17 protein-coding genes are annotated in these 17,952 nt (G+C 49.1%); 3 read left to right on the forward strand and 14 right to left on the reverse strand.

Translation table 11 applies throughout. The features are described from left to right. The first annotated feature begins 267 nt into the window (after positions 1-267). On the forward strand, positions 268-489 hold the full coding sequence (locus MAQ5080_RS15100) for a SlyX family protein (protein WP_067212256.1): 222 nt from the start codon (positions 268-270) through the stop codon (positions 487-489). Positions 490-492: 3 nt separating this feature from the next. Here MAQ5080_RS15100 and MAQ5080_RS15105 read toward each other — a convergent pair whose 3' ends face one another. From MAQ5080_RS15105 to cysM, 10 genes are all read right to left on the reverse strand, one after another. Beyond that, entirely contained in the window at positions 493-1,287 is a 795-nt protein-coding gene (locus tag MAQ5080_RS15105) for a class I SAM-dependent methyltransferase (protein WP_067212253.1), read from the reverse strand. A 9-nt stretch (positions 1,288-1,296) separates the two neighbouring features. Then, positions 1,297-1,560 carry a hypothetical protein gene (locus tag MAQ5080_RS15110; protein ID WP_067212250.1) on the reverse strand — a complete coding sequence of 88 codons (264 nt, stop codon included), beginning with the start codon at positions 1,558-1,560 and terminating at the stop codon, positions 1,297-1,299. Positions 1,561-1,563: 3 nt separating this feature from the next. Continuing rightward, positions 1,564-2,373, reverse strand: coding sequence for an undecaprenyl-diphosphate phosphatase (locus MAQ5080_RS15115; RefSeq protein WP_067212246.1), 810 nt, complete (start codon positions 2,371-2,373; stop codon positions 1,564-1,566). A gap of 3 nt (positions 2,374-2,376) precedes the next feature. Then, positions 2,377-3,084: a tRNA (adenosine(37)-N6)-threonylcarbamoyltransferase complex dimerization subunit type 1 TsaB gene (gene tsaB, locus MAQ5080_RS15120; RefSeq protein ID WP_067212243.1), complete on the reverse strand. Its 708-nt coding sequence runs from the start codon at positions 3,082-3,084 to the stop codon at positions 2,377-2,379. 7 nt (positions 3,085-3,091) lie between these two features. Then, entirely contained in the window at positions 3,092-3,748 is a 657-nt protein-coding gene (gene adk, locus MAQ5080_RS15125; protein ID WP_067212237.1) for an adenylate kinase, read from the reverse strand. A gap of 225 nt (positions 3,749-3,973) precedes the next feature. Further along, a complete protein-coding gene (ppc, locus tag MAQ5080_RS15130) occupies positions 3,974-6,607 on the reverse strand; it encodes a phosphoenolpyruvate carboxylase (RefSeq protein ID WP_067212234.1) in 2,634 nt (877 codons plus the stop codon). A 49-nt stretch (positions 6,608-6,656) separates the two neighbouring features. After that, positions 6,657-7,469 (reverse strand): nucleoside triphosphate pyrophosphohydrolase, encoded by an 813-nt coding sequence (gene mazG / locus MAQ5080_RS15135; RefSeq protein ID WP_082861140.1) that lies wholly within the window; start codon positions 7,467-7,469, stop codon positions 6,657-6,659. Continuing rightward, positions 7,466-9,712: a GTP diphosphokinase gene (gene relA, locus MAQ5080_RS15140; RefSeq protein WP_067212231.1), complete on the reverse strand. Its 2,247-nt coding sequence runs from the start codon at positions 9,710-9,712 to the stop codon at positions 7,466-7,468. Before relA ends, mazG begins: the two co-directional genes overlap by 4 nt. A 23-nt stretch (positions 9,713-9,735) precedes the next feature. After that, complete coding sequence (rlmD, locus tag MAQ5080_RS15145; RefSeq protein ID WP_082861139.1) at positions 9,736-11,046, reverse strand: 23S rRNA (uracil(1939)-C(5))-methyltransferase RlmD; 1,311 nt, start codon at positions 11,044-11,046, stop codon at positions 9,736-9,738. Between the two features lie 77 nt (positions 11,047-11,123). Beyond that, positions 11,124-12,020, reverse strand: a complete 897-nt coding sequence (cysM, locus tag MAQ5080_RS15150; protein WP_067212228.1) for a cysteine synthase CysM — start codon at positions 12,018-12,020, stop codon at positions 11,124-11,126. A gap of 142 nt (positions 12,021-12,162) precedes the next feature. Here cysM and MAQ5080_RS15155 point away from each other — a divergent pair, with 142 nt between their 5' ends. Both MAQ5080_RS15155 and MAQ5080_RS15160 read left to right on the forward strand, forming a co-directional pair. Next, complete coding sequence (locus tag MAQ5080_RS15155) at positions 12,163-12,387, forward strand: hypothetical protein (RefSeq protein WP_067212223.1); 225 nt, start codon at positions 12,163-12,165, stop codon at positions 12,385-12,387. 29 nt (positions 12,388-12,416) lie between these two features. After that, positions 12,417-15,269, forward strand: coding sequence for a response regulator (locus MAQ5080_RS15160; RefSeq protein WP_067212220.1), 2,853 nt, complete (start codon positions 12,417-12,419; stop codon positions 15,267-15,269). On the opposite strand, the gene acpS is transcribed toward MAQ5080_RS15160, so the two are convergent. From acpS to rnc, 4 genes are read right to left on the reverse strand one after another with little or no spacing between them, the layout of a single operon-like run. After that, positions 15,208-15,591 (reverse strand): holo-ACP synthase, encoded by a 384-nt coding sequence (acpS, locus tag MAQ5080_RS15165; protein ID WP_067212216.1) that lies wholly within the window; start codon positions 15,589-15,591, stop codon positions 15,208-15,210. The two genes, MAQ5080_RS15160 and acpS, sit on opposite strands and share 62 nt — an antisense overlap. A gap of 9 nt (positions 15,592-15,600) precedes the next feature. Beyond that, positions 15,601-16,347 (reverse strand): DNA repair protein RecO, encoded by a 747-nt coding sequence (gene recO, locus MAQ5080_RS15170; RefSeq protein WP_067212213.1) that lies wholly within the window; start codon positions 16,345-16,347, stop codon positions 15,601-15,603. 3 nt (positions 16,348-16,350) lie between these two features. Beyond that, positions 16,351-17,265: a GTPase Era gene (gene era, locus MAQ5080_RS15175; protein WP_067212210.1), complete on the reverse strand. Its 915-nt coding sequence runs from the start codon at positions 17,263-17,265 to the stop codon at positions 16,351-16,353. Further along, positions 17,266-17,943 (reverse strand): ribonuclease III, encoded by a 678-nt coding sequence (rnc, locus tag MAQ5080_RS15180; protein ID WP_067212199.1) that lies wholly within the window; start codon positions 17,941-17,943, stop codon positions 17,266-17,268. Positions 17,944-17,952: the final 9 nt, after the last annotated feature.

Below are 17,952 nucleotides of genomic sequence, written 5' to 3' on the forward strand. Positions count from 1 at the left end.
GATTTTCTTGTTATTTGTTCCCAATATACACGTCTACCAGTTTAGTTGTGCGCCCCGCACTTCTTCCAACCGTTGGATCAATATTCAAAAAGAAAAACCCCACCATTGAAAAAGCAGCGCTAACCACCATTAAAGAACTGAATAGAACGTACATAATGTCAGCAAAAATCGCGCCAGCTAAACACTATGAAAAGTTTAGTTGATGTTTAATTGATGCGCGAAATTAAGTACTTAGCACATAAGAAGACTACCATATAGCAGCCATTTATGAATACCTCAGACTTGTTAAACCGAATTGACGAACTGGAAATCCGCAGCCAGTTTCAAGAAGAAACCATCGACGCTTTAAACAGCGCGCTGACCCACCAACAGCAGGATATTTTATTACTCAAAGAACAAATCAAGCTGCTCGCAAAACGCTTAGAAGATCAACGCGACAATTCCAGTTCTGGGATTAACGGTACAATAGAAAAGCCACCACACTATTAACCATTAGTCTGAGTCATTATCCAAAGAGCGTTTCACGTAAACATCAAAGCGCCCAGACTTACCGTCCAAACGGTAACTGGGTTCTTCACCATTTAGGTAAGGCGCGCCTTTTGGACGTTTGACCACGACACGATAACGCGCTAATTGCTGTGCTTGTGGCAATAAGGCGTCGGCATCCTCATCATGGCCCACCAGGTCGCGAAAAAATGCCATTTCCTTTTTCACCGCGGCGGAAGATTTATCGTTATGTGGATACATGGGGTCTAAATACACCACATCGACACACTCTTCGTCATCAATATCGAATATGGTGCCCTTCGCCAAGGTCATACGCGCCATAATATCTTCGATATCCACCACCATACGCGCCCGCTCAAGACCGTCAAATAACAGTTCGCGGACAAAGCCAACCCGCTCAAATAAGGTCACTTCACAACCAAGGCTGGCCAGTACAAAGCTATCACGCCCAAGCCCCGCAGTCGCATCGTAGACACTTAGGTTTGAGCGCTTATTCAGGCCACAGGCCTTGGCAATGTCTTGGCCCTTGCCGCCACCAAATTTACGCCGATGGTCCACGGCACCACTGGCCAACTCAACACTCACTGGTTTGGGTGCACCTTTACCTGTTTTGGCGATCACCAAGGCGTCATCCTGATGCATCAGTAGATAATCGTATTGCGTGGCAAACTTGAGTTCGCTGGTTAAGCGGAATTTGGGCAGTGCTAAACGTTCTGCCAAGTCACGGACATGGCTGTCAGAATTGCGATAGGCCACCGCAAGAGCATTAGGCGTAAACATCGATACCTATTAATTGATGACGGGGTTATTGGGAGACAACGCTTCTGTTGACTGGTAAGCATCGACGGCCTGCTGCGCCAAGGCACTCAGCCCATCGACTTTGAAAAATCGAGCGGATTGCGCACTGGAAGCTTGCTCAAAACTTTGTACGGGACTGGGCATAGAGCTGCTCGCGCTCTGTTGCTCCTGGTTGACCACAGCCGGCACTTTTGCACGATGACTGTAATCCGAGCCGCCCTGAGGAATAGCAGGAAAATTACCACCAATCTTCATTTGTTAACTCACCTTCACCAACCATAGTAAAAGCGCGCCCAGCGCTAAGCGGTACAACATAAACGGCAAGAAGCCAATTTGACTCAACCACTTTAAAAATAGATGAATACAAAGATAAGCACTAATGGCCGAGAGTACAACTCCCCATAACAGGGCCTGCCAATCGACTGCGAATTCCTGTTGCCCTGAGCACAACTCAATCAGTTTCAAACCGCCTGCCGCCACGATAATGGGGATCGACAATAAAAAAGAAAAGCGTGCCGCGGCATCACGGCTAAAACCCATAAAACGCGCCGCCGTCATGGTCACCCCAGAACGTGAAGTACCAGGAATCAATGCGAACGCTTGGGCGATACCAATCACCAGCACACTGGGTAAGTTTAACTGATGGATCGCTTTGAGGTTGGCAAAAAAGCGATCTGAAGTCCACAGCAGTATGCCAAAGCCAATGGTGGTATAGGCAATCACTTCAATGGAACGCAGATGCGCTTCAATAGCGTGATTGAAGCACAACCCAGCCACCATGGCCGGTACGGTCGCGATCAGCACCCACCAGCCTAAGCGGCTATTTTGAGTGCTTTGACCACCCGCTAATGCCGCAAACCAGTCTTTGACTATGCCGTAGATATCACGCCAGAAATACCCCACCACAGCGATCAGGGTCCCCACATGCACCGCCACATCAAATGCTAGCCCTTGATCCGGCCAATTCAACACTTGTGAAGGCAGGATCAAATGGGCAGAGCTTGAGATAGGGAGAAATTCAGTGAGGCCTTGAATCAGTGCTAGAAAAACAACGTGATACCAAAGCATTGATTAGCGCTTACCGATACGGGCAGGTTGTTTTTCCCACGTAATCTCATCACGTAAGTAAACCGGTAATGCCTGATCGGCACTGACGACTTTGTGTTGAGCAAAGTCATACGCCGCTAGCTGGGCAATACAAGCCGCTCGAGGCGCAATCTCAGCCAATACCTCAGTCGCAGGCGTAGGCAATACCTCATTGAGGCGCTCTTGGTAAATCCAGCCAGAGCCAACCCCTTGATAGGCCTGCTCAATAGTTGTCAGATTCTCAGGGGCAATCACTCGCTCAGTAAAGGTTTCTGTGGCGACCCAAAAATCGTCTTGTTTTGCGATCTGGTAACCACCGACGTAGATTTCACCCATGCGTGCATCCAGCGCTGCCAACCAATTTTCATGGTAGCTCGTTTGATGCGCCTCAAGCGCCATCGCGGCTAGGGTCGAGACTGGTACTACAGGTAAATCGGCGCCGTACGCCAAACCTTGGACGACTCCGGCACTGATACGCAACCCCGTAAAAGAGCCCGGTCCACGACCAAAGGCAATCGCATCGAGCTGCGCCAGGGTTAACCCTGCTTGTGACAAAATCTGATCCACCATTGGCAGAATCAGATCGTTATGCTGACGTGGCGCCATGCGGAAATCTTCCAGCACGGCTCCATCTTGAATCAACGCCACCGAGCAGGCTGGCGTTGAGGTATCCAAAGCAAGAATAGCGGTCATTGCGACATTAAGCCTTAAGCGCTGCTAGCAAGCCTTGTTTGATTTCATTTAGATCGCCGACACCGTTCACTTTAACGAACTGAGGGGCAGTGGCCGCATCTTCTTGTTGCCAAGCTTGGTAGTAGCCGATCAAAGGCGCTGTTTGATCGTGGTAGATAGATAGACGTTTACGTACGGTTTCTTCTGTGTCGTCGGCACGTTGAATTAGGTCTTCACCAGTTTCGTCGTCTTTGCCTTCTACTTTAGGTGGGTTGTATACCACATGGTAAGTACGACCAGACGCTTCGTGAACACGACGACCGCTCATACGCTGTACGATTTCTTCGTCAGCTACGTCAATTTCAACCACGTAATCGATTGCCACGCCAGCTTCTTTCAAAGCATCCGCTTGTGGAATAGTGCGTGGGAAACCATCAAACAAAGCACCGTTTGCACAGTCTGCTTCTTGAAGACGCTCTTTTACCAAGCCAATGATGATGTCGTCAGATACTAGCTGACCCGCATCCATTACGGCTTTCGCTTTCAAGCCAAGCTCAGTGCCCGCTTTCACCGCTGCACGTAGCATGTCGCCAGTTGAAATTTGCGGAATACCAAACTCTTCAGTAATAAACTGAGCTTGTGTGCCCTTACCTGCGCCTGGCGCTCCTAACAAAATAACTCGCATAATTTATCTCCAATAGTCTGCGTAAAATCGGCAAGACGGGTGAAGCACGCTCTTAAACTAGATTAAAACGTGCACAACATAGAGCGAATTTATATCGCTTCACCCGCTAATTATAATTTTTGAGGCCGCTAGAATACCGAAGCCTGCCCAAACTTTGCAAACAAACTTGTCGTTTTGTGCCGTTTGGGCAGGCTATATTTGGTATATCTGGCGTTCGTTCCTTGTTTAGCCTGTATTTTGCATCCCGCTGGCAATACCTGCCATGGTAATCATCAGCGCTTTATTGACCGCCACATTGTCACCATCGAGACGACTGCGATGCAACAGCTCTGCTTGCAAGTAATGCAATGGATCAATGTAAGGGTTACGCACATCGATCGACTGACGAATAGTCTTATTGTCTTCGATTAGGCGTTCTTGCTGTTTGATTTGTTTCACCAACTCACGCACTTGATCCAACTTGCGACGTAGCAAATGACCTAAGCCTTGCAGCTCTGCTGGTACCAGACGCTTCTCGTAGTATTCGGCGATTTCTGGCTCAGCTTTTGCCAATACCATGTCTAACATGTCTAGGTAAGCGCTGAAGAACGGCCAGTTCTTATGCATTTCACGCAGTTTCTCAAGGTTGCCTGATTCAATGCTCTGTTGCAGTGCACTTTCCGCACCCAACCAAGCTGGCAACATCATACGAATCTGCATCCAAGCAAAGATCCAAGGAATCGCACGCAAGCTCTCCACACCACCGTCAGAACGACGACGCGCTGGACGAGAACCAAGCGGCAGCTTGGCCAGCTCCTGTTCAGGTGTGATGGTACGGAAGTAAGGAACGAAGTCTTCATGACCGCGCACGATCGAACGGTATTGATTCATCCCCTCTTCAGCCATCTCATCCATCAAGGCACGCCAATCTTCATTCGGACCTTGTGCCGGAATCATAGACGATTCCAATACCGCAGAGCAGTAAAGCTCTAGGGAGCGGACCGCGATGTCAGGAATACCGAACTTAAAGCGGATCATCTCGCCTTGCTCTGTGACACGGATCGAACCTTGCACCGAACCTGGAGGTTGCGACAAGATCGCTACGTGAGCAGGACCGCCGCCACGACCCACCGTACCACCACGACCATGGAACAAGGTCAGGTGAACACCGTGCTTGTTACATAGATTCGTTAACGCTTCTTGGGCACGGTACTGGCCCCAAGTGGCCGCGATTTGACCGGCATCTTTGGCCGAGTCAGAGTAACCAATCATCACTTCTTGGTGACCATTGATGTACGACTTGTACCAAGGCAGCGAGAACAGCTGCTCAATGGTTGGCTCAGCATTATCCAAGTCCGCTAGGGTTTCAAACAATGGCACGATGCGCATGTTGAAATTAACGCCAGACTCTTTTAGTAGCAATGCTACCGCCAATACATCTGATGGCGAGCTCGCCATGGAAATGACATAGGAACCAAATGAGTTTTGGTAACCACTAGCGATGGTTTTAAAGGTACTCAATACCTCAGCCACCATAGGCTCTGGTTGCCAATCATTGGTCGGGATCAATGGACGTTTCGAGTTTAGCTCGGCTAGCAAGAACGCCTGACGAGAGGCTTCGTCCCACTCAGCGTAATCGCCTAAGCCGTAGAAACGAGTGATCGCAGATAGCGCTTCAATGTGTTTGGACGAATCTTGACGCACATCTAGACGCACCAAGGTCATGCCAAAGGTTGCCACGCGACGAATCAAATCCAATACCGAACCATTGGCAATCACTTTCATGCCGCAGTCTAGTAATGACTGGTAGCAAAGCACCAAATCATCCATCAACTCTTTACTGTCGAGCATAACGCCTGCATCGCTCACACGTTCACCGTCAAGCTTCGCTTTGGCCCACGCTTTGGTCTTCTCGATCTTACGCTCTAGGTTGCGAATGATTTCACGGTAAGGCTGTTGGCTGTCACCAACGCGCTCACGTAACGCGGCGTTGCAGTCCGTCATGGAAAACTCAGCGCGCAATTCAACCAAATCTTTTAGGTACAAATCAGCCGCTTTCCAGCGCGCTAGGATCACCACTTCTTCGGTCACTTTATGGGTCACATTCGGGTTACCGTCACGGTCACCGCCCATCCAAGTGGCAAAACGAATCGGTGCTAGATCAAGCGGTAAACGCTCTTCACCCGTATGCTCTTTAAATTGTTTATCTAACTGACGGAAGAATTGTGGTAGTGCTTGCCACAGTGATTGTTCAATCACGGCAAAGCCCCATTTCGCTTCATCTACTGGCGTTGGGCGTTCTTCACGGATTTCGTCGGTATGCCATGCTTGAGTGATGATTTCATTCAAACGACGCACATGCTTCTGCTGCTCAAGCGGCAGAATATTGTCTTTGTCTAACGCTTCTAACTCAGTAGAAATGTTGTCGTACTTACGAATCAGCGAGCGGCGTACCACTTCGGTTGGGTGAGCGGTCAAGACGAGGTCAATCGCTTGATCACGCAATGCTTCAACCATTTGCTCAGCACTAAAGTTCTGCGCTTTAAGACGAGTCAACAAATCCCCGATTGGGTTTTTGTAGATACCTTTACTTTCATTGGAACGACGACGGTGTACGCGGTGGTACTGCTCGGCAATGTTAGATAGGTTCAAAAACTGGTTAAACGCGCGAGCAACCGGAACAATATCCTGATCATCAAGCGCTTCTAACGCTTCAATCAAAGCACTGGAGTCACCAGTTTGACGGCCCTCTTTCGACAAACGGCGGATGTTTTCGACCGTGTCTAGGAATCGTTCGCCCAAATGATTGCTCATGGTTTCCCCTAAGCAATCCCCTAACAACCGTACGTTTTCTCGTAACGAGGCTTGACGATCGGTCACAATACGTCTCCTTAGTTCTCTAAATAAGCCCGCTATGCGAGTCTAACTTTTATAAGCCGTTGGCTTTTGCTTGTTCCCACAACAGATCAAGCTCAGATAACGAGCAATCTGTCAGGGGCTTCTGTTGTTCTGACAATGCGTTTTCAATGTACGCAAAACGTCGACGGAACTTCACATTGGTTTGCATCAACGCCTGTTCTGGAGAGATCGACAGATGACGGGCAAGATTGGCGACCGCAAACAAGATGTCGCCTATCTCTGCTTCCGCCTCAGCCTGAGACAGCTGCTCTATGGCCTCTTCTAGTTCGTCAAGCTCTTCACGAATCTTAGCGAAGACCGGTTTCACATTCTGCCAATCAAAGCCTACTTTGCCCGCTTGCTTTTGCAATTTCACCGCTTGGCTAAGCACCGACATACTGCTCGGCACTGAATCCAGTAAGCCCTGCTGGTGACGCCCTTTAGCGTGCTTTTCCTGAGCCTTAATCTGTTGCCATTGTTCACCAATCTCTTGCTCCGAAAGCGGATTGGGCGTGGCGTAACTGTCAAAGGTGCCATCAGGAAACACATGTGGATGACGACGCAGCATCTTTTCAACGATGCCATGCACCACATCAGAGAAGTTAAACTGATTCTCCTCACTGGCCATTTGCGCATGAAACACCACCTGGAATAATAGATCGCCCAGTTCGTCTTTCAAGTCACTACGGTCGCCGCGAATGATGGCGTCCATCACCTCATAAGCTTCTTCGATGGTGTAAGGCGCAATCGTGGCAAAGCTTTGCTTTTGATCCCAAGGGCAACCATATTCCTTATCACGCAACATGGTCATTAATGCCAGCAGGTCATTTAGGCTGTATTTCACTGATCGCGCTCCCGGAACACATCCAGCACGTTAGGCAACTGATTAATACGATGTAATAAGCGCGATAACGAACTGATTTCACTGACTTCAATGGTGAAGCGAATAGCAGCCGTATGATCCGCTTTTGCCGATAAGGTATTCATTGATAACAAGTTGACCTTCTCATTGGCCAGCAATGAGGTAATGTCATTCAGCAGTCCAGTACGGTCGTAAGCTTGTACCCGAATGTTCACTGGGTAGAGGTTATCTACCTCTTCACCCCAGCTTACTTGCACCATGCGTTCAGGCTCTTCCAACTGCAGTTGTGCCGCGTTGATACAGTCTTGACGGTGAATCGAAACACCGCGACCTTGGGTGATGTAACCGACGATATCATCACCCGGAATAGGCGAACAGCACTTTGCCATTTGCGTCAATAACTTGCCCACACCCTGGATATGGATGTCATTATCCGACGTTTTATGACGACTTTTCTTCAGACGGATTGGACGTGGTGCCGGTTCCCCGTCTAAGCCATGTAGATCATCGATCGCACGCAGCACGCGAGACAGTTGAATGTCCCCCGCCCCGAGTGAGACATAGACATCTTCACCACTGGTGAAATTAAAACGCTCGGCAATGGCACCGTAGTCCAATTTATTTTCTTCGATACCCAAACGTTTCAGCTGTTTATCTAACACACTGCGGCCTGCTTCGAGGTTTTTCTCACGATCTTCGCGACGGAACCAGCTCTGAATTTTCGCGCGCGCACGGTTAGTGTTGACGTAACCAAGGGTGGGATGCAGCCAATCACGGCTAGGGCCACCCTCTTTGGTGGTCAAAATTTCTACCTTGTCACCGGTCTTCAAGTGCGTGACCAAGGAGATAATTTTGCCATTCACTTTAGCACCGCGACAACGGTGACCAATTTCCGTATGCACACGGTAGGCAAAATCCACCGGCGTGGCATTCACTGGCAAGTCAACTACGTGGCCATCTGGCGTAAACACATAGATACGATCCTGCTCAATATCATTCATGACCTGCTCGCTGAGCGACTCGAGATCGCCCTGCACTTCATGAAAATCGAGGATGGTACGCAGCCATTGCAATTTTTCTTCGTAGCTTGAGCTGTTCGAACTCAAATCCGTGCCTTTGTATTTCCAATGGGCACACACCCCAAGCTCCGCATCTTCATGCATCTTATGAGTACGAATTTGAATTTCTAGCACCCGGCCTTCAGGCCCAACGACCGCAGTATGCAAGGATTGGTAGCCATTCGATTTGGGGTTACTGACATAGTCATCAAATTCCTGTGGAATGGGCTTCCAGAGGTTATGTACGATCCCGAGAACGCCATAACACTGCATCGGCTCGTCCACGAGAATGCGCACCGCACGCACGTCATAGACTTCATCAAAAGGAATATTCTTGCGGCGCATCTTACGCCAGATACTATAAATGTGCTTCGCTCGCCCATTGATGTCAGCATGAATATTGATGGCTTCCATGCGCTCTCTAAGCACACTAATCACATCGTCGATAAACTGCTGGCGATCGAGACGTTTCTCATCCAACAGTTTCGCAATGCGCTTGTACTCACCTGGATACAAATAGCGGAACGACAGGTCCTCAAGCTCCCACTTGATATGACCAATGCCTAAGCGGTGCGCCAATGGTGCATAAACACTCTGCACCTCCAAAGCCACCGCTTCTTTACGGGCATCACTCTGATGCTTGGCTTCTTTGATGGCGCAGGCACGCTCCGCCAACTTGATCAAGACCACACGTACGTCGTCAATAATCGACACCAGCATTTTACGCAAGGATTCAAGCTGGTTTTCATGGCTACCGAGCACTTCCGCGGTAGTATCTTTGGACAGGTTTTTAGACACCTCGCCCATGCGAATCACGCCTTCAATCAGTGACGCCACTTTGCGACCAAACATATCACTGACTTTGGACAACACCAACTGGTCTTCGCGCACGACGCGATATAGGGCAGCGGCAATCAGAGAATCCTGATCGGCACGGAAGCCGGCTAAGATTTCGACCATCTCTAATCCGGCACGAAAGGTACTGGCCTGCGGCCCCCAATAAGAGGATCTACCGGATGCAGCTTCCGCTTGCCTTGCTAATTCACAGGCCATTCTTAGCGGCACTCGACTCGCTTCATCGACTTTGTCCGCAAACTGTGACATCCATGCATCGATGTCGACACTACCGTCTGCGAGAACAGGGTGATCCTTTCTTACCGTAACCATATAACTACCCTTCTGGTAACAACTTATTTCTGCAACAACATCATTGCTTCAACGTGCGAGGTGTGCGGAAACATATCCATCATGCACACCTTGGTCACACGAAATCCATTTTCAACCAAGTACTCAGCATCCCTTGCTAAGGTGGAAGCGTTGCAAGAAACATACAAAATTTGCTGCGGTTTCAAACGCACCAACGTTGGTAAAAATTCAAACGCACCGGCCCGCGGTGGATCCAACAGGGCTTTAGTGATTTTCGCTTTCTTCAAGCGATTGGGCGGTGCCTGTGTCAGGTCGGCCGCCAAGAACTCTAGATTGTCCAGCTGCGCCTGCGCCGCATTACTTTGCCCCATTTCCACCATGGACTCAATTGCTTCCACGGCCAACACTCGCCCAGCGCGTTTTGCTAACGGCAAGGAAAAGTTACCGGCGCCACAAAATAGATCCAACACCACATCCTCTGCTGATAAGGACAACCAAGACATGGCCTGAGCCACCATCGCTTGGTTGATCTCAGCATTCACTTGGATGAAATCTTGCGGCTGAAAGTTCAACGCTAAATTATCTATGGTGTAGTGTCGTGGCGCGTCGATTGCAACTTTTTTCTGCTCTGGCACCTGCCATAATAGCGTTATCCCCTGTGCTTTGGCCCAATCGTCCAATGGCTGCTGATCCGACTCCGACACGTCACGGGACTGACGTAAGATCACACAAACACCTTGCTCATCATGCAACAGCTCAATATGGCCCAGCTTGGCCACCAACGGTGTGGCTATTAATTGTTCACGTAACGCGGGATAGATTGTTTGCAAAGCAGGTGCCAACACTTGGCACTGTTCAATGTCGACAATGGTGTTGGAAGACTTGGCACGAAAGCCAATCTGCGCCTGACCATTTTTAACGAACACAGAGATGCGCGCACGACGACGGTAGCCAAAGTCATGGCCTTCTAAGCGACTCATTTCATCCGGTAGGGATAGCTTACGGAATTGCCCTTTGAGCCAGTCCACTTTTAGGTCACGCTGCGCCGCCACCGCCATATGCTGTAACTGACAGCCACCGCATTGTTCAAAATACGGACAAGGCGGCTGTACACGTGCCGGACTGTCCTGCAGGCGTTTGAGAGGAATGGCTTGGTTAAATTGGCGGCCTTCTTTGATGACTCGCGCTTCCACTTGTTCGCCAGCCAAGGAGCCTTCGACAAACGTCACTTTGCCATTTTCACGAGCAACGCCATGCCCTTCATGGGTGGTATTCTCAATGGTAAAAGTGCGGATAGGGGAAGAGATAGGCTTATCCTGAGAGGGTCGAGCTCGACGATTCGATCGGTGTTTCAAGGTAACGTCTCTAACAACAAAAATAATGTGTTGATAATACCTTATTCGAACTCGACGACCTAGGGTAAGCCAAAACTTTACTCAGCGTTAAACACGCCTGTAGATAGGTAACGATCACCACGGTCACAAATGATCACCACGATGGTGGCATCGTTCACTTGCTCGGACAACTGCAATGCAGCACTGACAGCGCCCCCCGAAGACACACCACAGAAAATGCCTTCTTCTGTGGCCAAGCGACGCATGATCACTTCTGCATCTTGTTGATCAACATCCATCACGCGATCGACGCGCTTCTCATCGAAAATGGTCGGCAGATATTCTTTCGGCCAACGGCGGATGCCCGGAATACTACTGCCTTCAGAGGGCTGCAGACCGATGATTTCGACCTTAGGATTTTGCTCTTTTAAGTAGCGTGAAATCCCCATAATGGTGCCTGTGGTCCCCATAGAACTGACAAAATGTGTCACCTGCCCTTGAGTTTGTTGCCAAATCTCAGGCCCTGTAGAAACGTAATGGGCACTGGGGTTGTCTTGGTTACCAAACTGATTCAGCACCTTACCTTTACCAGCCGCTTCCATCTCTAACGCCAAGTCACGAGCACGCTCCATGCCCTCTTCTTTGCTGACCAGGTGCAAAATGGCACCGTAGGCAGACATCGCAGATTTACGTTCTTGGCTCATGTTATCCGGCATAATCAGGTGCATTTCATAGCCCTTAATCGCTGCCGCCATCGCGAGGGCGATCCCTGTATTACCGCTGGTCGCTTCGATAAGACTGTCACCCGGCTTAATATCACCACGCAATTCGGCCTGAGCGATCATATTTAGTGCTGGGCGATCCTTCACCGAACCCGCTGGGTTTTGCCCTTCAAGCTTCAACAAGATGGTGTTGCTTGGGTTGGGATTAATTCGCTGTAACTTAACTACAGGCGTATTGCCTATAATAGATTCAATAGTAGGATATTCGATCATAAACTCAGACACTTGAGATATTATATAAATTAATGGTTTACGCTTTTTTACCAGAACGTATTAGAATGCACATCCATTAAGGAATAAAATACAAACTTGTTATAAATTTAGGCCCATTATGTTGCACTAGGAGTGACAGACTATGCAAAAGCCCCTTTTAATCAGCGCACTGCTCGCCGCCGTTACGCTTTCTGGCTGTGATATGTTCGGGGGACCCTCTGCCGACATCCCTGATGCCGAACTACGTCAAAAATGGCGTGAATGTAAATCGATCAGCAACCCGTCTCGAACCAAGGTACTGGCTTGCGAAAACTATGAACGGGAGTGCGATCGTCGTAAGAACAAAGGTAACATAGCTTGTTACTAAACTTCTTGTAGAGAAATAGGAAATGAAAAATGCGCTCATCCAGTAGCTCAGATCTACATTTTAAGTTATGGAAAGCCATTTTTCTGCCTGTATTAGGCATTCTGATCTGCTCAGCGGCCATCCTCTATGTTGTCGAAGCATTGGATAACAAGGAGCAGTTTGAATACATCAACCGTTATCAAGCTGAGCAAATCGCTAACACCAGCGAATACGCCCTGCTGTTTAATGATCGTAATCTGATCAGTAGCAATATTCACGGCCTGCTACGCCAACAGGACATCGTTGGCGTTAGCTACTTTAACAGCCAAGGGGACTTGATCGACAGCGTCGGGCAAATTGAGGCTCCACAAGGCACACTTCCCAATCAAGCGCGGAGTTACTATCAAGACGATATCAGCCAATATATCACCATTGCGCCGATCTACTACGCCAACCTCAATAACAATCAGCTAAGTGAACACCCTTTCAACGAGCCTAACAGCGCTCTGCTTGCGGACGCCATTGGCCTGTCGAAAACGCCACAACAAGAATTACTCGGCTGGATTCAGGTAAGCTCCAGCACACAACGCCTTAGCCTAGACAACATCATGATAGCTCTGCTCACATTAGGCTACCTGGTTGTCGCCACCTTGATCTGTGCCATACTCTGCTGGCGCTACGCAGCCCGTATCTCACAACCTTGGTTAAACATTACTAAGAGCCTGTCACTGATTACGCGCGGCGATTACGAGACCGCCAACGCGATCCGTCTGCCCAGCTACCTTAACACGACCCGAGAAGCGCTAACTTACATCTCAGAACGACTGAAAAACTATCGCACTGAGCTGGAAAACGAAATCAATCAGATTACTAAGGAAACACGAGAAAACTCAGTCTTATTGGAAGAGAAAAGTGCCCAGCTACACATCGCCAACAAAGAAGCGATGGAATCGAATCGTCTGAAAACACAGTTCCTAGCCAACATTTCCCATGAAGTGCGCACACCACTCAACGCCATTTTGGGTTACAGCAACCTATTACAAAAAGACAATTTGTGCCCACAACAACAAGTTTACGTGGACACCATCGCCCAATCGACCAACGATTTGCTGGCCACCATTGGCAACATTCTCGACTTTTCTAAGATTGAAGCAGGCAAAATGGTGGTACTCGAGAGCGAAGACTTCAACATCAAAGACACCATCGACGATGTATTACACTCCCTAGCGTCGACCCCTTTTAGTGAAGCCAAAGACATCGATCTTATTCCCAACTTCAATGAGAGCCTGCCTGACTGGGTAAAAGGGGATAAAACGCGCCTGCGCCAAATCCTTAACAATCTCGTGGGCAACGCGATAAAGTTCACCCACAAAGGCTCCATTCAAGTATTCGCGAGCAGTAGCCAGCTATCAGCAACTGAGCTAGATGTGCGTATTGAAGTGGTGGATACCGGCTGTGGCATTGCTAACGAAAAACTCAGCCAACTGTTTAAACCTTTCTCACAGGTCGACTCCAGCCATACTCGCAGTTACGCTGGTACTGGCTTAGGACTTGTGATCACCAAGAAATTGATTGAACAAATGGGCGGCAGCATTGCCGTCAACAGCGAACTAGAGCGCGGCTCCAACTTTTACTTTAATATCCGCCTGCAATGTTCTCATAAAAGCAGTGACGCCCTGCCACCTTTGAACCAGCACATCATTGTCTATGAGCCAGGCAGCAATTATCGCGAGTACTTAGCCAGCTGTTTGACACAACTGTCTGTTAGCCATGACTTCACCAGTTCGGTTGAGCACTTTATGACGTCCTTGCACAACAGTAAGCAAGCGTATCAAGCCGCCCTAATTTGTACCGGCATTACGCAAACAGATGCCGAGGAAGCCGCAGAGCTGACTCATTATCTGGCGCAGCGCTTCCAGCTTCCCACACTGGTTCTGAGCAAACCCTCTAGCCATTTAACTTTGCATGCACAACAGTACCAGCTGGCTTCTCGATTAGCGCAAAAGCCAATTTCCTTGAAGCGCCTTTACGCCGCTCTGCAAAATCTGGCCCAGCCAGACATGCTTATTGCTCCCCCTTCGGCGACACAACCTGAGCAGGATACTTGGCAACATTTGAGTGGGCTACATATGCTGGCCGTGGATGACACCGCCATCAATCTGCAACTACTTGGGCACTGGCTGGAACCGCACAACATTCACCTGAGCTTGGCCTACTCCGGCCAACAGGCCATTGACATGGCCCAGCAGCAACAGTTTGATTTGATTCTGATGGACATTCAGATGCCAAATATGGATGGTATGGAAGCCACTAAGCAGCTGCGTAAACTAGAACATTACCAAGAGACTCCCATCATCGCATTGACGGCCCATGCGCTGGCACAAGAGCAACAGTCTATTCTAGCCAGTGGCATGAACGCCTATTTGACCAAACCGATCAATGAAGAAACCTTACTTAATACCCTAAGTGAATGGTGCAGCACCAACAAGAACCTCACCAGCCAAGTGGAAGAAGAGCTGTCTGATGTGTTTGATGTGGAGAAAGCCCTCTCCATGGCAGGTAATCGTGTTGCGGCAGCCAAAGACCTGTTTGACATGCTTATGCAATCCCTGAGCGAAGATCGACGTCTACTCATTCACCATTTTGAAACGCAAGACTTAGACAAGCTGATCGCCACGGTACACCGTATCCACGGTGCCAGCAAATACTCTGGTACCATTGAGCTGACCAAGCACGCCAACTTTTTGGAAACCCACCTAAAAGAACTGGGATTTGATGAAGTGGAAGAAGTGTTTGACGATTTTATGGCCAGCTTAGAACACTTGGAGAACATCCAAACACTTATTCCATGGCCTCAAGCGTCACAAACGCCAACGCAAACTGCTGCTCATCCGACAAACTAAGATGCCATTGCACAGAGCGCCCCAGCGTCCCTTGAATGCTCTCATCCACCTCTAGGGTTGGCTTACCCGATGGTAAATTAACCACCGTAAAATGCTGAAAGCTGACCCCTGAGCCAATACCAGTACCTAATGCCTTTACCGCCGCCTCTTTAGCGGCAAAACGCTTAGCCAAAAAGGCAGCCGCGCGCACATTATTCAATTGCGCAAATTGCTCGCGCTCTGATGGGGTCAAAATGCGATCAACAAAGCGCTCACCCAAGCGCTCTATGGAGGCTGCAATGCGCTCAATTTCAACAATGTCTGTGCCAATACCTAGAATCATAAAACACTCTTACAACGTATGGGATAGTTTAAACAATGGCACCTGCCATAAACGCTCACCATCATAAGGTTTCGCAGGAAGCAAGGAACGCGACTTTAATGGCTTCGCCCCTAATGCCTGATCAAGCCAAGCCCGATGCAACTCTTTTGCCAACAGCAACACCTGACGATTGTCCCAGCGCCCAGCGGCATAGGCCATCGCGGCGGCACCGTCCAAGAAAGCAATCGGCTTTACCTTCGGCTGGTCGCCATAATACGGTCGCAAACCAAATTTATGGTGCAGTTGATACAACTGCTTGGCCTCGAGCGGGTCACCACGCCCTGTGGCACTCATATTGACGCGAATCCCCAGCTCTTCAAACAAGCCCCATTCAAAGCGCCTTAACAAAGGTGCCAAGGGCGCTTCGCCACTGAGGTGCGTAATCAGCCAACGATAAAGCACAAACAAAGGCTCAAACGGCAGCCCAACCGGTAACAGCCGCTCAATCAATTCATGCACATAAAAAGCACTGTACAGGGCCGCGCCCTGCAACATCACTGGGGCTTCCAGCGCTTCTGCAGAGCGAATGGTTTTCAGCTCAGAGCGCCCTACCAAGTCAAACTCCAGCAATAAAAAAGACCCGGGGGATACCCGAGCCTCTTTCGCTTTCTTGCGCCAAACGCCACGCACCAAACCCGCTTCTTGCGTCAATAAGTCAACTAGGACCTTATCGTCCTGAAAAGCGCGCGTGTGTATGACGTAGCCTTGGACACGCACAGATTAATCGTCTTGGTAACCTAGACTTGCCAAGGCGCGCTCATCATCTGACCAACCTGAGCGCACTTTCACCCATAGGTTAAGCATCACTTTTTGCTGGAACAGGTTTTCCATATCGATGCGCGACTCTTTACCAATCAATTTGATCTTGGAGCCTTTATCACCAATGATGATGCGCTTTTGACCATCACGCTCCACTAGGATCAATGCACTAATATGAATCGTACTGCCTTCAAAGACAAACTCTTCAATCTGCACCGCCACTTCATAAGGCACTTCCTGACCTAGCTGACGGGTAATCTTTTCACGTACGATTTCCGACGCCAAGAAACGTGAGCTGCGGTTAGTGATCTGGTCTTCTGGATAGTACTGCACGCCTTCCGGAATGTAGCTTTCAACCAAGCTTTCAAGGCGATCTAGATTCTTATTACGCAACGCTGAAATCGGCACGATTTGCGCAAAATCCATCTTTTCCGAAAGCGTCATCATGCGCGGCAGAAGCTCGTCTTTCTCTTCCAGCTTATCGACCTTGTTCACGACCAATACCACCGGACACTCCGCATAGCGCAGTTTCGCTAATACGTTATCGTCTTCCTCGGTCCAGCGCTCCGCATCAACCACGAACAGCACCACATCCACATCTTTCAACGCTTGGCTAGCGGTACGGTTCATGTAGCGGTTGATCGCTTTATCCTGACCTTTGTGCAGCCCAGGTGTATCCACGTAAATAGTTTGGATATGACCTTTGGTCTGCACACCCAAAATCTGATCGCGAGTGGTTTGCGGTTTACGCGACGTAATCGACAGCTTTTGGCCGAGGATGTGGTTCATTAGGGTGGATTTACCCACATTTGGACGACCGACGATCGCCACAAAACCACAGTGCGTAATCTCTTGATACTCTTCTTCGTGATGCATTTAGTTCTTTTCCAGCTCTTTTAGCGCTTTCGCTGCAGCGTTTTGCTCAGCAATTCGTCGACTACTACCTTTGCCTTCAATCGGCGCATCGAACAACTCAATTTGGCAGTGGACAAAAAACGTTTGTGCATGAGGTTCACCGACAATGTCCACTACTTCATACTGAGGCAGTGAATGCTTACGCGCCTGTAGAAACTCTTGCAAACGTGTTTTAGCGTCTTTGGTCACCACTTTCAATGATGTTGCATTAAGACGCTCTTTGTACCACTCCAAAATGTGCTGACGACATACATCCATACCGGCGTCTAAATAAATCGCACCGATAATACCTTCCACGGCGTCCGCTAGAATTGAATCACGACGGAAGCCTCCGCTTTTCAACTCACCAGCGCCCAGCTTTAGGAAGTCCCCTAACTGGAATTCACGAGCTAACTCGGCCAAGGTATCCCCTTTCACAAGGGACGCACGCAGTCGGCTTAACTCGCCTTCTTTGGCTTTTGGAAAGCGATGAAATAGATCTTCAGCAATTACATAATTTAAGATCGAATCGCCTAAAAATTCCAATCGTTCGTTGTTTTTGCCACCGTAACTACGGTGCGTCAGCGCCAACTCAAGCAGCCCAAGGTCGGCAAAAAAGTAACCTATGCGCCGACACAGTTTTTCATAAAGAGAGCTCAAAATTTCTCC

The organism is Marinomonas aquimarina (assembly GCF_900089755.1).
In the GTDB taxonomy this organism is placed as follows: domain Bacteria; phylum Pseudomonadota; class Gammaproteobacteria; order Pseudomonadales; family Marinomonadaceae; genus Marinomonas; species Marinomonas aquimarina.